Annotated in this window: 14 protein-coding genes and 1 pseudogene; 5 read left to right on the top strand and 10 right to left on the bottom strand. The window is 68.6% G+C overall.

Annotation, left to right across the window (positions count from 1 at the left end; translation table 11 throughout):
* Positions 1-5: 5 nt before the first annotated feature.
* Positions 6-614 carry a glutathione S-transferase C-terminal domain-containing protein gene (locus tag D3877_RS20580; RefSeq protein WP_238475002.1) on the bottom strand — a complete coding sequence of 203 codons (609 nt, stop codon included), beginning with the start codon at positions 612-614 and terminating at the stop codon, positions 6-8.
* 30 nt (positions 615-644) lie between these two features.
* A complete protein-coding gene (gene gloB / locus D3877_RS20575) occupies positions 645-1,418 on the bottom strand; it encodes a hydroxyacylglutathione hydrolase (protein WP_119832674.1) in 774 nt (257 codons plus the stop codon).
* Positions 1,419-1,471: 53 nt separating this feature from the next.
* On the opposite strand from gloB, the gene D3877_RS20570 reads away from it, so the two are divergent.
* Positions 1,472-2,257 (top strand): class I SAM-dependent methyltransferase, encoded by a 786-nt coding sequence (locus D3877_RS20570; protein ID WP_119832673.1) that lies wholly within the window; start codon positions 1,472-1,474, stop codon positions 2,255-2,257.
* Here the strand turns inward: D3877_RS20570 and D3877_RS20565 are convergent.
* Positions 2,242-3,456: a methyl-accepting chemotaxis protein gene (locus tag D3877_RS20565; protein WP_119832672.1), complete on the bottom strand. Its 1,215-nt coding sequence runs from the start codon at positions 3,454-3,456 to the stop codon at positions 2,242-2,244. The genes D3877_RS20570 and D3877_RS20565 overlap by 16 nt on opposite strands.
* Positions 3,457-3,590: 134 nt before the next feature.
* On the opposite strand from D3877_RS20565, the pseudogene D3877_RS20560 reads away from it, so the two are divergent.
* The 3 genes and pseudogenes from D3877_RS20560 (at position 3,591) to D3877_RS20550 (ending at position 5,883) form a co-directional block, all read left to right on the top strand.
* A pseudogene (locus D3877_RS20560) lies at positions 3,591-4,147 on the top strand (RBBP9/YdeN family alpha/beta hydrolase).
* 66 nt (positions 4,148-4,213) lie between these two features.
* Positions 4,214-5,113 carry a 4-(cytidine 5'-diphospho)-2-C-methyl-D-erythritol kinase gene (locus tag D3877_RS20555; protein ID WP_119832671.1) on the top strand — a complete coding sequence of 300 codons (900 nt, stop codon included), beginning with the start codon at positions 4,214-4,216 and terminating at the stop codon, positions 5,111-5,113.
* A gap of 128 nt (positions 5,114-5,241) precedes the next feature.
* Positions 5,242-5,883: a LysE family translocator gene (locus D3877_RS20550; RefSeq protein WP_119832670.1), complete on the top strand. Its 642-nt coding sequence runs from the start codon at positions 5,242-5,244 to the stop codon at positions 5,881-5,883.
* A gap of 9 nt (positions 5,884-5,892) precedes the next feature.
* On the opposite strand, the gene D3877_RS20545 is transcribed toward D3877_RS20550, so the two are convergent.
* The 7 genes from D3877_RS20545 to D3877_RS20515 form a co-directional block, all read right to left on the bottom strand.
* Positions 5,893-7,335, bottom strand: coding sequence for an aldehyde dehydrogenase family protein (locus tag D3877_RS20545; RefSeq protein ID WP_119832669.1), 1,443 nt, complete (start codon positions 7,333-7,335; stop codon positions 5,893-5,895).
* A 185-nt stretch (positions 7,336-7,520) separates the two neighbouring features.
* Positions 7,521-9,143: a 5-guanidino-2-oxopentanoate decarboxylase gene (locus D3877_RS20540; protein ID WP_119832668.1), complete on the bottom strand. Its 1,623-nt coding sequence runs from the start codon at positions 9,141-9,143 to the stop codon at positions 7,521-7,523.
* Positions 9,140-10,195, bottom strand: coding sequence for an agmatinase (gene speB / locus D3877_RS20535; protein ID WP_119832667.1), 1,056 nt, complete (start codon positions 10,193-10,195; stop codon positions 9,140-9,142). The genes D3877_RS20540 and speB overlap by 4 nt, the downstream gene beginning before the upstream one ends.
* Before the next feature lie 75 nt (positions 10,196-10,270).
* Positions 10,271-11,071 (bottom strand): ABC transporter permease, encoded by an 801-nt coding sequence (locus D3877_RS20530; protein ID WP_119832666.1) that lies wholly within the window; start codon positions 11,069-11,071, stop codon positions 10,271-10,273.
* Positions 11,068-11,922 (bottom strand): ABC transporter permease, encoded by an 855-nt coding sequence (locus tag D3877_RS20525; protein WP_119832665.1) that lies wholly within the window; start codon positions 11,920-11,922, stop codon positions 11,068-11,070. The genes D3877_RS20530 and D3877_RS20525 overlap by 4 nt, the downstream gene beginning before the upstream one ends.
* A complete protein-coding gene (locus D3877_RS20520) occupies positions 11,919-12,956 on the bottom strand; it encodes an ABC transporter ATP-binding protein (RefSeq protein ID WP_119832664.1) in 1,038 nt (345 codons plus the stop codon). Before D3877_RS20520 ends, D3877_RS20525 begins: the two co-directional genes overlap by 4 nt.
* 189 nt (positions 12,957-13,145) lie before the next feature.
* The gene (locus D3877_RS20515; protein ID WP_119832663.1) at positions 13,146-14,240 is read right to left on the bottom strand and encodes an ABC transporter substrate-binding protein; all 1,095 of its coding nucleotides are present in this window, start codon (positions 14,238-14,240) and stop codon (positions 13,146-13,148) included.
* Between the two features lie 238 nt (positions 14,241-14,478).
* Here D3877_RS20515 and tenA point away from each other — a divergent pair, with 238 nt between their 5' ends.
* Positions 14,479-15,174: a thiaminase II gene (gene tenA, locus D3877_RS20510; RefSeq protein WP_119832662.1), complete on the top strand. Its 696-nt coding sequence runs from the start codon at positions 14,479-14,481 to the stop codon at positions 15,172-15,174.
* The last annotated feature ends 50 nt before the right edge of the window (positions 15,175-15,224 follow it).

The following is a 15,224-nucleotide window of genomic DNA, read 5'->3' as shown; positions in this document are numbered from 1 at the left end:
CTGGGTCAGCCGACGGGCGGGGCGGTGCGGCGGAAGCTGTCGCGGTCGGCCATGCGCGCGAACCACGCGGTCAGGGCCGGGCGGCCCTCGCGCCACGGTTCATGGGCGAAGCGGAAATCCAGATAGCCCAGCGTCGCCAGGACGGCCAGCGTGCCGATGGTCACGCCGTCGCCCAGGCTCGCCGCCTCGGCCTCCAACAGATCCAGGGCGCGCGACACGGCGACGCGCTGGCGCTCCATCCACGCGGCGGATTTTTCGCCCTCGGGCCGGGCGTTTTCCAAACGGCGCAGAATGGCCGCGTCGCACATTCCGTCGGCGATGGCCTGAAGCCGCAAGGCCGCCCAGCGCTCCGGCCCAGCCGCCGGGAACACGGACGGACCCGCGCCGAGCGAATCCAGATATTCGGCGATCACCGGGCTGTCGAACAGGGTGGTTCCATCCTCCAGCGTCAGGGCGGGAACCTTGCCCAGCGGGTTGCCCTGGGGAAGATCGGTGTCCGCCGACCAGGGGTCGGTCGGCTGGCGGGTGATCGACTCCGCCACCCCGCGTTCGATGGCGACCATCATCACCTTGCGCACATAGGGGGAGGTGGCGCTCCAACGCAAATTCATCATCGACCCGGCGTCCTTCCGGCAAACAGGGGGTTAGAAATGGTCCTTGCGTCCGCGCAGCTCGGCGAAGACCCGCTCCGCCGATTCTCCGGCCAAACCGACCGCCGCCGCAACCCCGGAATCGTCGGCGCGCAGAAACGGGTTGGTTTGCTTCTCAAGCCCGACGCTGGTCGGAATGGTCGGCTCGCCACGCGCCCGCAGGGCGGCGACGGCGGCGGCGCGGTCGCTCAGCGCGTGGTTGTCCGGGTCCACCGTCACGGCGAAACGGGCGTTCGACAGGGTGTATTCATGGGCGCAATAGACCCGAGTCGCGTCCGGCAGCGCCCGCAACCGCCGCAACGACGCCCACATCTGCCCCGGCGTCCCTTCAAACAGCCGCCCGCAGCCCAGCGCGAACAGAGTGTCGCCGCAAAACAGCGCCTCGGCCCCGGCGAACCAATAGGCGATGTGGCCCAGCGTGTGGCCCGGCACGGCGATCACCTCGGCGGACAGGGCGCCGAACTCCACACGGTCGCCATCCGCCAGCTTTTGATCGAGCGGCGGCAGCCGATGGGCGTCATGCCCGGCCCCGACCACGGTGAGTCCGCCCCCGGCGCCATAGCGCGCGACCAGCGCCGCCACCCCGCCGATGTGGTCGTTGTGATGGTGGGTCAGGAAGATGTGGCTTGGCGTCCAGCCGCGCCGCTCCAGTTCGGCGATCACCGGCGCGGCGTCGCCGGGATCGACCAGCCCGACCTTGCCGGTGGCGGGATCGCGCAGCACATAGAGGTAATTGTCGGCGAAGGCCGGAACGAGAACGACGTCCACGACTGCGAACTCCCTGCTGTTGCGTTGCGAAACCGTGCTACGCTTGGAGCACCATGTACACCGATATCGTCGATCTGCGGGAGTTCTACGAGTCCGCGCTGGGCCAGATGGCCCGCCGGATGATCCGCCGCCGCATCCGCTGCATCTGGCCCGACCTGCGCGGCCAGATCGTGCTGGGGATCGGCTACGCCACGCCATACCTCCGCCCCTTCATCGGCGAGGCCGACCGGGTCGTCTCGGTGATGCCCGCCACCCAGGGCGTCACCTTCTGGCCGCCAGAGGGGCCGGGCATGGTGGCCTTGGGCGACGAGGCGGATTTGCCCTTTGGCGACAACACCATCGACCGGGTTTTGCTGGTCCATGGGCTGGAAGGGACCGAACAGCTTCGCCCGATGATGCGGGAAATCTGGCGGGTTCTGGCCGGGGGCGGGCGGGTGTTGACCGTCGTGCCGAACCGGCGCGGCCTGTGGGCGCGGGCCGATTGGACGCCGTTCGGCCACGGCTTTCCCTATTCGGCCTCGCAGCTCAAGCAGGTGTTGCGCGACACCATGTTCGTGCCCGAACGCACCGGCCACGCCCTGTTCATGCCGCCCCTGCGCTCCCGCTTTCTGCTGAAGACCGCGCCCGCTTGGGAAGAGGTCGGCGGGCGCTGGTGCAAGGCCTTCGCCGGGGTGACGATGATCGAGGCGTCCAAACAGATCTTCGCCGGGGTGTCGTCGCGCCGGGTGGCGCAACAACCGACGAAACGACGCCTGATCGTGCCGATGCCCGGCGGGGCGGCCCCCGCCGCCCGCCAAGCAACCGATGACGACGCGGCGCCGTCTTACCCGCGCACCTGACGCAGCACGTCGCCAACCCGACCGCCCAGGCCGTTGGCCCGCGACGTGATGTTCTGGCTGAGGCCGCCCAGATCCTCCAACGTCTTGTTGACCGTGCCCAAGGTCTGCTCCGCCCCGACGATCCGCTGTTCGGCGGCCATCGCGTCCTGACGCGAGCGGTCGAGCGTGCGCGACACCTCGGCGGTCAGCATCGCCTGCTCGTCGATGGCGGCGGCCACCGTGCCGTTGATGGTCTGGATCGAGCCGATGGTCGAATGGATGCGGCCCAGCGCCTCGTCCACCGCCGCCGTTTCCTTTTGCAGGTTCGACACCTGATCGGCGATCTGCTTGGTGGCGTCGGCGGTCTGGCGGGACAGCGCCTTCACCTCGTTGGCGACCACGGCGAAACCGCGCCCGGCCTCGCCCGCGCGGGCGGCTTCGATGGTGGCGTTCAGCGCCAGCAGGTTGGTTTGGCTGGCGATGGCGTTGATGAGCTTCACCACGCTGGCGATCTGTTCGGCGGCGGCGCGCAGCGAGGTCATCACCGTGGTGGCGCGGTCGCTGTCCACGGCGGCGGCCTGGCTGATTTCGCGCGCCTTGCTGGTGTCGCCGGAAATCTGCATGGAGGTGGAGGACAGACGGTCGAGCACCCCGGCGATGGCGCTGACCGACCCGTCAACCGCGCGGGCGGCGTTGGCGGCGTCGGCGGTCTGGCGCAGGCAGTCGCCGCCCGCCTTGCGGACGGTGCCGACGGCGGCGTCCAGTTTGCGCCCAGCCTCGGCCATTTCGCTGGCCAGACTGCCGACCTCACGCTCCAGACGGTCGCTCATCTCGCGCAGGATCTTGCCCCGCTGCGCCTCGGCCCCATCGGCGCGCAGCATCGACAGCACCCAATGGCGGGCGACGCGGGCGTAGCGACGGGCCTGATCGGCGGGACCGGCGACGCCGAGCGAGCCGATGCGCTCCCCTTCCATGTCGATGGCGATGTTGTAGCCTTCGCGCATGCTGCCGCCCGATTTGGCGGCCTCGTCCTTGCTGACCGCGCGCTCGTCGATGCGGCGGGCCATGATCTCGGCGGCGATGGCGTGGGTGGAGCCGACCCGTTCGCGGGCGGTCGAGGCGATGATGGCCCCACCCTTGCCCATGAAGGAAACAACGACGTCAAGCTCACGGCCAACGTGATCGCAAATGTCCTGAGCGATGGTGGCGCTGATCTCCAAGACTCTTATCCCCCCTGAATGATCCGCTTGGCGATTGATCGGCCGAGCGATCCGAACGCCCCCGCAATCTTGCGGTTGCCCCACGGTCTTAGGACGATACTATACGCGATCCGTGACGTTTCTGAGTTGAAAGAATGACGCAGCCGACCGTTTTGATTCTTCCGGGCTTGGGAAATTCTGGAACCGAGCATTGGCAAAGCTGGTTGCAAAACCGCATTCCCGGCGCGCACCGGGTGGACCAGGACGAGTGGGACCATCCGGTCCCGGCGGACTGGGTGGCCCGGCTTGAATCCGTCATCGCGGCGACGCCGGGGCGGGTGGTTCTGGTCGCCCACAGCTCCGCTTGCATGATGGTCGCCCATTGGGCGGCGGTCGGCCAGCGCAGCGGCACGGTGGACAAAATTGCGGGCGCGCTGCTGGTCGGTCCGTCCGACGTCGAATCGCCCGAGCGCACGCCGCCCGCCGTTCACGGCTTCGCCCCCGTGCCGACCGATCCGTTGCCCTTCACCACCATGGTGGTCGGCAGCGACGACGATCCCTATTGCGCCACCGAACGGGCTTGCGCCTTCGCCGTGCTGTGGGGGCGGACTTCATCAACGCGGGCGCGGTCGGCCACATCAACGTCGCCTCGGGCTTCGGTCCCTGGCCGCTGGGTGAAACGCTGGTCAAGGAGCTGATGGCGCTGGCCTGAAAGCTTGCCGCCGCCGCGCGTCGGTGCGACACAGGGGCGAATCCCCCGTCCGTCCGGCTTGAAGACATGACCGACACCGCCCCCATCCTCGAAGCCGCCCCGGCCAAGCTGAACCTGTATCTGCACGTCACCGGCAAGCGCCCCGACGGCTTCCACATGTTGGACAGCCTCGCCGCCTTCACCGAGTTGGGCGACGCGCTGACGCTGGAACCGCAGGCGGGGGAACTCACGCTGACGATCACCGGCCCCTTCGCGGCGTCCTTGGTCGGGGAGGATCCCGCCGACAATCTGGTGATTCGCGCCGCCCGGCGGCTGGCCGACACGCTGGGTCGGCGGGCGGAGGGGCGGATCGCGCTGACCAAAAACTTGCCGGTCGCCTCGGGCATCGGCGGCGGGTCCGCTGACGCGGCGGCCTGCCTGCGGGCGTTGGCCCGGCTGTGGGGGCTGCCCGCCGACGCCCCGGTGTTGTTCGAGGTCGCCGCCGGACTGGGGGCCGACATCCCGGTCTGCGTCGTTGGCCGCAGCCGCTATTTCGGCGGCGTCGGCGACCAACTGGCCGCCGCGCCGCCCCTGCCCGAAACCCATGTGGTGCTGGTCAACCCAAACGTGCCCGTGCCGACCCCGGCGGTGTTCAAGGCGCGCGGCGCGGCCCCCTTCTCCCAACCCGCCCGCTTTTCGCAAACGCCAAACGACGCCGCCACGCTGGCCGATCTGCTGCGCGCGCGCGGCAATGATTTGACCGCCCCCGCCCTGACCGTCGCCCCGGTGATCGCCGATGTGCTGAGCGCGCTGGAGCACAGCGACGGCTGTCTGCTGGCCCGCCTGTCGGGCAGCGGCGCCACCTGCTTCGCGCTCTACGCCACAGCGACGGAGGCCGAAAGCGCCGCCGCCCGCATCCGGGCGGCGGAACCGGGCTGGTGGGCGCAGGCAACCCGCCTGCGGTCGGACGATTGCACACCGGGTTGACGCGCCGCGAACGGCATGGCTGCGCTTCGTTTGACGCCGGTTGTCGGCGGCGATTGTTCGTGGTCCCCTGATCCAGCGCGCCTACGCTTGCGCCCCTGTGACCGCCCGCCCCCTTCGGAGCCGCCGCCATGACTTGGCAGACCCTCGCCTTCTTCTTCGCCACCGCTTTTTTCATTTCGGCGACCCCCGGCCCCAACATGCTGCTGGCGATGAGCCTTGGCCTGCGCTTTGGCGCGCGCCGCGCCGCCTGGGGCGGGTTCGGCATGTGCGTCGCCCTGGCGGTGATGGCCACCCTGTCGGCCTTTGGCTTGGGCGCCCTGCTCTCCACCTCCGTCGTCGCTTTCGAGGCGGTGCGCTGGGCGGGCGTGGCCTATCTGACCTGGCTGGGGATCGCCGCGTGGCGCGCGCCGGTGACGGAGGCCGGGCCGCGCGACAGCGACGCCGCCGCGTCGGGCGTTGGCGAGGGGTCCGCCGCCCGGCTGTTCCTGCGCGGCCTGCTGGTCGCCTTCAGCAACCCCAAGGCGCTGGTCTTCATGGCGGCGCTGTTCCCGCAATTCATCGACGCCGCCGCCCCGCTGGCCCCGCAACTGGTGGCGCTGATCGCCGTCATGATGGTCAGCGAGTTCGGTTGGATCATGGCCTACGCCATCGGCGGCGACCGGCTGGCCGCGCGCCTGACCAACGTCACGGCGGCGCGCGCGCTCAACCGCCTGACCGGCGGGCTGATGATCGGGGCCGGCGGCCTGCTGGCGCTCGCCCGCCGGGTCTAAGCCGCGCCGTCAAACGCGGCGCGGGCGGACGACGTGCTTGATCTCCTGGAAGGCCGCCAGCCCCCAGGGGCCAAGCTCCCGCCCGACTCCGCTGCGCCGCCAGCCGCCCCAGGACGCTTCGACGAAGACCATTTGCGGGCAGTCGATCCAGACGACGCCGACCTCCAACGCCGCCGCCACCCGCTCGGCCCGCGCGTCGTCGCCGGTGACGACGGTGGCGACCAGACCGAAATCGCTGTCGTTGGCCAACCGCACCGCCTCCTCCTCGTCCGCGAAGGGTTGGACGCAGAGCACCGGGCCGAAAATCTCCTCCCGCCACAGGGCGCTGTCGAGCGGCGCGCCGGTGAGGATCGTCGGCTCGACGAACCAACCCTCCGCCCGGTCCGCCGGAACGCCGCCGCCAGTCACGATTGTCGCCCCGTCCGCCAGACCTTGGCGGATCGCCGCCAACACCTTGTCGCGCTGCGCCCGCGTGGTCAGCGGCCCCATGGTCGTCTCCGGCTCCAGCCCCGGCCCCAGCCGCAGGCCCCGCGCCAAGGCGGTCAGACGATCCAACAGGGGTTGCATCACGCTGGCCTCGACCAGCAACCGCCCGGTGGCTGAACACATTTGCCCGGCGTTGGTGAAGATTCCCGACGCCGCCAGCTCCGCCGCGTGGTCAAGGTCGGCGTCGGCGAACACCACAATCGCCGATTTGCCGCCCAACTCCAGCGACACCCGTTTCGTCCCGCGCGCGGCGGCGGCCATCACCCGTTCGCCCACCGCGTTCGATCCGGTGAAGGAGATTTTCGCGATCTTCGGGTGCGCGCACAGCGGCGTCCCCACCGAATCCCCCGTGCCGGGCAGGATGTTGAGCACGCCGGGCGGCAACCCGGCCTCTTGCGCCAAGGCCCCAAGCTCCAGATCCAGCGGCGCCGTGATCTCCGACGGTTTCAGCACCACCGCGCAACCGGCGGCCAGCGCCGGGGCGACCTTCCAGGCCGAGGTGACGAGGGGGAAGTTCCACGGCGTGATGAGCGCCGCCACCCCCACAGGCTCCCGCCGCAGAACCGCGTCGAAACCGGGATCGGCCAACTCGACCGGGGCGTTCCGCTGGTCGTCAAGCTTGCGGGCCAACCCGGCGTAATAGGCGAAGGTCGTGGCGGAATCGGCCAGATCGACCCGCGCCTCGGCCAGCGGTTTTCCGTTGATCCGGGACGACAGGCGGGCCAGCTCCTCCGCCTTCGCGCGCAGCCCCTCGGCGATGGCGTCGAGGAAAGCGGCGCGCGCCGCCCCGCTGGTCCGCGACCAGGAAGGAAAGGCCGCCGCCGCCGCGCTCACCGCCGCCTCGACATCCTCCGGCCCGCCCGCCGCGACTTGGTGAATGATCTGGCCGGTGGCCGGATCGCAAACCGGCAACGTCCCGCCGGTCCCAGCGGTCCAGCGCCCGTTGATGAACAGTTGGTCACGCATGGGGTGGTTGTCCTTTGGATGGCGCGGGGTGAGTGACGGTTTTGATTTTTTGACACCGATGAACACAGATGGACACAGATGAACGGGGATGCATTTCCCCCATCCAGAAAGTGACATCCAGAAATCGTTTTGAGAATCTGTCTTATTTCATCTGTGTTCATCTGTGTTCATCGGTGTCAACACCCTCACTCCCCAAAACCTGCGCGTTCGTCGATTTCCAGCACCGTCGGCACGTCCCGCCCCGCCGCCTCGCGCAGCGCGGCGCGGAGGTCGGTCGCGCCCGTCACCCGGCGACCGGCGCAGCCGAAGCCCTGGGCCAGCGTCACGAAATTCGGGACCACCAGATCGACGCCGATCGGTTCGATTCCGCGATCCATCATGTAGCCCCGGATTTCGCCGTAACCGCCGTTGTTCCACAGGATCACGACCACCGGCGCGCGGGCTTCCACCGCTGCGGCCAGTTCGGTCAGGGTGAACAGCGCCCCGCCGTCGCCGACCAACGCCACCACCGGGCGGGCGGGGGCGGCGATCTTCGCGCCGATGGCGGCGGGCAGGCCGTAGCCCAGCGTCCCATACCCCGTGCTGGCGTTGAAGAAGGAGCGCGCCGCCTCGGGCCGGAAAAACAGGTTGGCGGCGTAGACCGGCTGCGTCGAATCGCCGACGATGATCGCCCCCGGCAAGGCCGCGTCGATGGCGTCCATCAACCGACGGTGCGGCGCGATCCAGGCCGGTTGTTGGGCGTCCATCCGCACGCGCAACTCCGCCGCCCGGCCCGCGCCATCCGACGCGCCGCCGCTCTCCACCGCCGCCAGCAACGCCGACAGCGCCAGCCGGGCGTCCGCCACCATCGGCACGGCGGCGCGGAACTGGCGCACCAGTTGCTCGGGATCCAGGTCGATGCGGATCAGCGCGCCGTTGATCGCCAGCGGCGTCGGGCCGGGATAATGCTCCGTCTCGCCGAACTCGGTTCCGACCGCCAGCACGACGTCGGCGTCGCGCAAGGCGTGACGCAACGGCTCCGCCGCCATGTTCTCGCCCGCCGCCAGCGGATGGCCGCGCGGAATCAAACCCTTCGCGTTGATCGTGTTGATGACCGGCAGGCCCAGCCGCTCGGCCAGCGCCATGGCGACGTCGCCAGCCTCGACCGCGCCGCCGCCCAGCACCATCAGGGGCGACCGCGCCGCGCGCAGCAGCGCCGCCGCGCGGGCCACCGCCGCCGGATCGGGGGCCGGACGCCCCGGCAGCGGCCACGCCGCGCCCAAAAGACCGTCCGCCGCAAGATCCCCCGCCAGTTGGGCGATGACGTCCACCGGGATTTCCAGATGAACCGGGCGGGGCCGGGCGCTGGCGAACAGGGCGAAGGCGCGGGCCAGCGCCTCGGCCAACTGGACGGGATGCAGGATGGTTTGGCTGAAGGCCGCCACGCCCGCCGCCATGGCGCGCTGACTCGGCAACTCGTGCAACCGCCCCTGCCCCGCGCCGAGATGCTCCGTGCGGTTGACGCTGGAGATCACCAGCATCGGCACGCTGTCAGCGTAGGCTTGGCCCATCGCCGTCAGAATGTTGGTCAACCCCGGCCCGGTGATGGTGAAGCAGACCCCCGGCTTGCCGGTGACGCGGGCGTAGCCGTCGGCCATGAAGCCCGCCCCCTGCTCGTGCCGGGGCGTCACATGGCGGATGCCGGTCGCGGGCAGGCCGCGATACAGCTCCACATTGTGGACGCCGGGAATGCCGAACACGGTGTCCACGCCGTAGGCTTCCAACAGACGGGGCAGCAGTTCCCCAACCGTCAAGCCGCCGCCGCTCATGACGCGCGCCGCCGCTTCAGCGCGTCGACCGACAGGCACAGGATCTCAAACAGCATTTGCGCGCCCGCCTGGGCGGTGTTGCTGGTCGCGTCATATTGCGGGGCGACCTCCATCACGTCGCCGCCGATCACGTCCAGACCAATCAGGCCGCGCAGAAGTTCCAGCGCCTCGCGCGTCGTCAGCCCGCCGATTTCCGGCGTGCCGGTGCCGGGCGCGAAGGCCGGGTCCAGCCCGTCCACGTCGAAGCTGACATAGACCGGGCCGCCGCCGACCACGCGGCGGGCCGTTTCAATGGCGGCCTCGATGCCCTTTTTCTGGACGTCCTCGGCGTGGATCACCGTCATGCCGCTGTCGTAGGAGAATTCCCACAGATATTCGGCGTTGCCGCGAATGCCGATCTGCACCGTGCGTTCGGGGTCGAGCACGCCGTCCAGCACCGCCTGACGGAACGGGCCGCCATGATGGAACTTCGCCCCTTCGTAATCGCCGCTGGTGTCGCAATGGGCGTCGATGTGGACCAGCCCAACCGGCTGGTCGCGCCCGATGGCGCGCAGGATCGACGCGGTGATCGAATGATCGCCGCCAACGGTCAGCGGGATGACGCCCGCGTCCTTGATCCGGCTGTAGAAGGCGAACAGGTCGGCGTGGCACTGGTCCAGGCTGAAGCGGCTGGTGAACGGCACGTCGCCGATGTCGGCCAATTTGCAATCCGCCGCCGGAACCATGCGCAGGGCGTGTTCGTAGGGGCCGATGCGCTCCACCGCGCGGACCGCGCGCGGGCCAAGCCGGGCGCCCGCCCGGTTGGTGACGCCCAAATCCATCGGCGCGCCGATCAAGGCGATGTCGAGGCCAGCGAAATCGACGAAATCCGCCGCGTCGGGGCGATAGGGCGCGTCCAGCAGGGTCGGCGCGCCCGCGTAGGGCAGCGACCGCTTGTCGCCATCGGTGAATTGCAGCGCGGCGACGCGGGCGAATTCAGGATCGAAAATGTCCCCGCCCGACGCGTTGGCGTAACGGTCGCGCAGGCGTTGCAGTTTGGCGGCGTCGATCATGGAATGAGAACCTTTCGGATCAGCAGTCGTGGTTCGGGATTCGCTGGTCAGCGACCCTGGTTTGATGATCGCTGGTCAGCGATCATCGGCGGACCACGCGCCAAGCAGTTTGGGAAGGTCGCCAAAGCGGGCGATCAGGCCGAAGACCAGCGCGGCGACGGCGACGAACAGCACGGCGATGGCCGCCATGGTCGGGGTGTAGCCGTAACGCAGCGCGTTGAAGATCTTGACCGGCAGCGTTTCCATCGTGAAGCCGACGGTCATGTAGGTAATGATGTATTCGTTGAGCGACAGCACGAAGGCGAAGGCGAAGCCGGAGATCACGTAGGGACGGATCAGCGGGATCACCACGGTGCGCAGCACGGTGCGGTCGTCCGCCCCCATGGTCGCCGCCGCTTCGACCAATGTCGGGTCGATGGCGGAAAAGCCCAGCGTCACCGTCACCAGCGGCAGGGTGACGAAGAAAATGCCGTGGCTGACCACCACCGTCCACGCCTCCCCGTAAAAGCCGGTCGAGGTCCAGAAGCCCAGAAAGCCAAGCGCGGTGATGACCGGCGGCAGGACAAACGGCATCAGCCCCAGCGCGTGGATCACCTTGGCCCACGGCGCGTGGAAGCGCCACAGGAACCAGGCCAGCGGAAAGGCGACCAGCACCGCCAGCGCCGCCGACAGGCTGGCCACCAGCAGGCTGGCCTCCAGCGCGTCGCGCCAACCATGATCGGTGAAGATCTCGGCGTACCAGCCGAGCGAGAAGCCTTGCGGCGGGAAGGTCAGCGCCTTTTTGCCATTGACCGAGACCCCGGCCACCACGACCAGCGGCAGCGCCAGAAACAGGGCGACGGCGGACAGGAACAGACGGTTGAGAAAGACGCTCATGCCGCGTTCTCCTTCTTGCCGACCAGCAGCGACAGACCGACCAGCCCCAGGCTGACCAGCACCAGAAACACCGCCATCGCGGCGGCGAAGGGCATGTTCGCCTGAAACAGCGCCTGATCGGTGATGAGCACCGACAGCGTCCAATGCTGCGGACGGCCCAGCAATTGCGGCAGCAGATAGCAGCCCAGCGCGAAGACGAAGACCATGATGAGGGTGGCGACGATGGTGTTGCGCAGGGCCGGAACCACCACGGTGAAAAAGCTGTTGAGCGGGGAGGCCCCCAAGGTGCGCGCCGCCTCCGTCAAGGTCGGGTCAAGCCGGGAGAGCGCCGGATACAGCACCAGCACCGTGTAGGGAAAGGCTTGGTAAACGATGCCGGTCAACACCGCCCCCAGGCTGGGCGACAGCGAGGTTGGGGCGTCCAGCAGCCCGACCATCACCAGCAGATTGCTGATCCCGGCGTTGGCCGACAGCAGCGTCGCCCAGGCGAAGCCGATGATGACCTCCGACAGCGACAGCACCGACAGCAGAAAGACCAGCCACAGCACTTGGGTCCGCCGCCGCAGCCGGGTCAACAGATAGGTGAAGGGAAAGGCCAGCGCCACCGACACAACGGCGACGCCCGCCGCCAGCATCATGGAAAAGCTGAGCACCCGTCCGAAAAAGACCGACAGAAAACGCGCGTAGTTCGACCAGACGAAGGCCGGTTCGTAAAAACCGCCCTCGATCCGCTGAAAGAAGGACACCGCGATCATCAGCCCGAACGGCACGGCGAAGAACAGCAGCAGCATCACGGCGGGAAAGGCGATGGGGCCGTAATCGGCGGCCCGCCGGGGCGGTTGCCGCATCATGATTCCAGCACCACGCAGGAGGCGGGCGGCAGTTCCACCCCGACCAACTGGCCCGGCTCGACGTCCGGTCGGTCCTGCGGGGTGGCGACGGCGATCATCTCGCGCCCGGCCACGTCGATCCGCAACTCGACGTGCGAGCCGAGATCGCGGACGAAGGAGACGGTGCCGGGCAGCCGGTTCGGCCCGGCGGCGTCGCGGTGGACGCGCAGCTCCTCGGGCCGGACGGAAATCGTCGCCTCGCCGCTTGGCGGCAGGCCGGGCAACGCCAGCGCCCCGCCCTCCACCGCCAGCGCCCCGCCGGAGACATGGCCGCGCAGCAGGTTGGTCATGCCGATGAAATCGGCGACGAAGCTGTCGGCGGGGCGGCGGTAGACCTCGATGGGCGAGGCCGCCTGACGGACGCGGCCCTGCGACATCACCACGACCAGATCGGCCATGGTCATCGCCTCGCGCTGGTCGTGGGTGACGACGATGGTGGTGATGCCCAGCCGCTCTTGCAGCAGCTTCAATTCGATCTGCATCGCCTCGCGCAGCTTGGCGTCCAGCGCCGAGAGCGGCTCGTCGAGCAGGAACAGTTTGGGCGACAGGGCCAGCGCGCGGGCTATGGCGATGCGCTGGCGCTGGCCGCCCGACAATTGCGACACGGCGCGGTCGGCGACGCCGGGCAGCCGGACCAGCGCCAGCAACCGTTCCACCTCGCGCCCCTGGTCGGCCTTGGACACGCCCCGGATGCGCAGGGGGTAGGCGATGTTCTCGCCCACCGTCAGATGGGGAAACAGCGCCAGCGATTGGAACACCATGCCAAAATTGCGCTGGTGAGCCGGTTTGTGGGTGATGTCGGTTCCGTCGAGACGGATGCGCCCCTCGGTCGGGCTGTCCAGCCCGGCGACCATGCGCAACAGCGTGGTCTTGCCGCAACCAGACGGGCCGAGCAGGCAGACGAACTGACCATGCGGAATGGTCAGATCGGTGCGCTGCAAGGCGGTGAAGGAACCGTAACGCTTGACGAGACCGTCGAGGGCGAGACCGGACATGGGGCATTCCCGAAATGGCGTGGTGACGTCGGATTGTTTCCCTCTCCCGCCTCGGGAGAGGGTGGCCCGCAGGGCCGGGTGAGGGGGTTCCGAGAATCCCGATGGTCCGATCCTGGACGAACCCCTCACCCTTCCCGCGTCGCGGGCCCCTTCCCTCTCCCAGAGGGAGAGGGAGAAACAGGCCCCCCCTTACCCGACGATCAATTCCGTCCATTTCTGGTTCAGCCAGTCGGCCTTGCTCAGATACAAATCATAGCGCGGGATGATCGGCGCGATGTCGCTGGACACCCCGGCGAACTCGGCGTCGGTCAGATCGGTTTTCTTGCGGTCGATGGTGGGCGCGGTGCCGACCTTGCGCGACAGCAACGCCTGGATTGACGGCTGGCACATGTAGTTGATGAAGACATGCGCCTGTTCGGACTTCTTCGACGCGCGGCTGACCGCCCAGCTTCCGGAATCGGTGATTCCACCCTCTTTCGGGAAGGTCGAGCGCACCGGATGGCCGTCGGCCACCGCCAGCCCGGTGACGTCGTGGTAATATTCGCCCATCGGCACCTCGCCCGCCTTCAACGCGGCCTCGAACTGCGCCTCGTCGCGATACCACAGCTTCACGTTCTTGCGCAGTTCGCTCAGCTTTTTGAAGCAGTCGAGCTGCCCGGCTTCGGTGTCCAGATGCTTGGTGCCGCCAAAGAAGGTCGCCGCCGTCACTTCCAGCAGGAAGGAGTTCGACACCAGCGCCATCAGGCCAAGCTGGTCCTTGCGCTTCTCGTCCCACAGCGCCGCCCAGGAGGTCGGAGCCTCGGGGATCGCCTTGGTGTTGGAGACCAGCGTGATGTACCACGACACCGCGCCGACGCCCGCCACCTTGCCGTCGGGGTATTTGTTGAGCAGATGCGGCAGCACCGCCGCCGCGTTGGGCAGCTTGGCGAGATCCAGCGCCGTCCACAGCTTGGCGTTGATGCCCTTCAACATGCCGACCTGGGCGATCATCGACACGTCGGCGGGGGCCTGGTTGGCGCGGGCGGCCTGCTCCAACTGGACGAGCCACGCGTCGCCGGTCGGCTCGGCGACCGATTCCACGGCGATGCCGGTCGCCTTGGTGAAGTCCGGGAAGATGTGCTTGTCAAAGCTGTCTTTGAAATAGCCGCCATAGACGCCGACCTTCAGCGTTTCCGCCGCGCGCAACACGCTGGGCGCCGCCATCAACCCGGCGACCGCCGCGCCGCCCGCCAGAACGCTGCGGCGGCTGACCCGCAAACCGCCAAGGCTGCTGTTCTTTTCCATCGTGAAACTCCCCGTGAATGCTCCCATGACGCCCGTTCGACGGCCATTTTTGTACGATGCTTGCGCTTTGGCGCGTGGCTTGGAACGGCGTCAATCCTCACTAACCGGCGGGACCGTCGGGAAGAATAGGGATTCACGGAAACTTGCTTTGATGGCCGTCAAACTAATCGGCTGACAGAGCGCGGCGGCTGGGTACAGTGTGGTCCGCAAGAATGACCGCCGCCAAGGAACGCGACCGATGCCGACCAGCCCCCACGCCGACCACAGCCCGGATCTGTTCGACCGTTTGGCGCGCGACGGGGCGGCGGAGTGGGCGCGCTACGTCGATCACCCCTTTGTGCGCGGCATGGGCGACGGCAGCCTGCCCGAGGCGGCCTTTCGTCATTATCTGGTGCAGGATTACCTGTTCCTGACCCATTTCGCCCGCGCCTACGCCCTGGCCATCTACAAGGGCCGCAATCTGGCCGAGATGCGGGCGGCGCTGACCGGGTTGAAGGCGATCCTGGACGTGGAGATGGATCTCCATGTCGGGCTGTGCGCCGGTTGGGGCGTCGCGCCGGAGGAGTTGGAGCGCGCGCCGGAAGCCAAGGCGACCATGGCCTACACCCGGTATGTGCTGGAAACCGGGCTGCGGGGCGATCTGCTCGACCTGCACGTCGCGCTGGCCCCCTGCGTCATCGGCTACGCAGAAATCGGAAAAACGCTCGCCGCCCGCGCGGACGCGCAGGCGGCGAGCAACCCCTACCGGGTGTGGATCGCGGAATATTCCAGCGACGCCTATCAGGCGGTGGCGACCGCCGCACGGCAAAACCTGGACCGGCTCGCCGCCGACAGCCTGACCGCGTCGCGCTACCCCCGCCTGCTGACCATCTTCCAACAAGCCAGCCGCCTGGAGGCCGACTTCTGGGACATGGGCCTGACGTTGGCGGATTGAGAAACTGACGGAACCCAGACTTGCAAAGCTCTGGCGATGGCTTGCCCCCT

The sequence above is a fragment of the Azospirillum cavernae genome (genome assembly GCF_003590795.1).
In the GTDB taxonomy this organism is placed as follows: Bacteria; Pseudomonadota; Alphaproteobacteria; order Azospirillales; family Azospirillaceae; genus Azospirillum; species Azospirillum cavernae.
The sequence above is the reverse complement of the archived record's forward strand: the minus strand, read 5'-3'. Positions and strand labels throughout refer to the sequence as shown.

Excerpts from the sequence above, each read along its gene's own strand:
- D3877_RS20550 (WP_119832670.1), top strand. The coding sequence starts at position 5,242 with ATGACTTGGCAGACCCTCGCCTTCTTCTTCGCCACCGCTTTTTTCATT.
- D3877_RS20525 (WP_119832665.1), bottom strand. The coding sequence starts at position 11,922 with ATGATGCGGCAACCGCCCCGGCGGGCCGCCGATTACGGCCCCATCGCC.
- D3877_RS20545 (WP_119832669.1), bottom strand. The coding sequence starts at position 7,335 with ATGCGTGACCAACTGTTCATCAACGGGCGCTGGACCGCTGGGACCGGC.
- D3877_RS20520 (WP_119832664.1), bottom strand. The coding sequence starts at position 12,956 with ATGTCCGGTCTCGCCCTCGACGGTCTCGTCAAGCGTTACGGTTCCTTC.
- tenA (WP_119832662.1), top strand. The coding sequence starts at position 14,479 with ATGCCGACCAGCCCCCACGCCGACCACAGCCCGGATCTGTTCGACCGT.
- D3877_RS20580 (WP_238475002.1), bottom strand. The coding sequence starts at position 614 with ATGATGAATTTGCGTTGGAGCGCCACCTCCCCCTATGTGCGCAAGGTG.
- D3877_RS20515 (WP_119832663.1), bottom strand. The coding sequence starts at position 14,240 with ATGGAAAAGAACAGCAGCCTTGGCGGTTTGCGGGTCAGCCGCCGCAGC.
- D3877_RS20570 (WP_119832673.1), top strand. The coding sequence starts at position 1,472 with ATGTACACCGATATCGTCGATCTGCGGGAGTTCTACGAGTCCGCGCTG.
- speB (WP_119832667.1), bottom strand. The coding sequence starts at position 10,195 with ATGATCGACGCCGCCAAACTGCAACGCCTGCGCGACCGTTACGCCAAC.
- D3877_RS20555 (WP_119832671.1), top strand. The coding sequence starts at position 4,214 with ATGACCGACACCGCCCCCATCCTCGAAGCCGCCCCGGCCAAGCTGAAC.
- D3877_RS20540 (WP_119832668.1), bottom strand. The coding sequence starts at position 9,143 with ATGAGCGGCGGCGGCTTGACGGTTGGGGAACTGCTGCCCCGTCTGTTG.
- D3877_RS20530 (WP_119832666.1), bottom strand. The coding sequence starts at position 11,071 with ATGAGCGTCTTTCTCAACCGTCTGTTCCTGTCCGCCGTCGCCCTGTTT.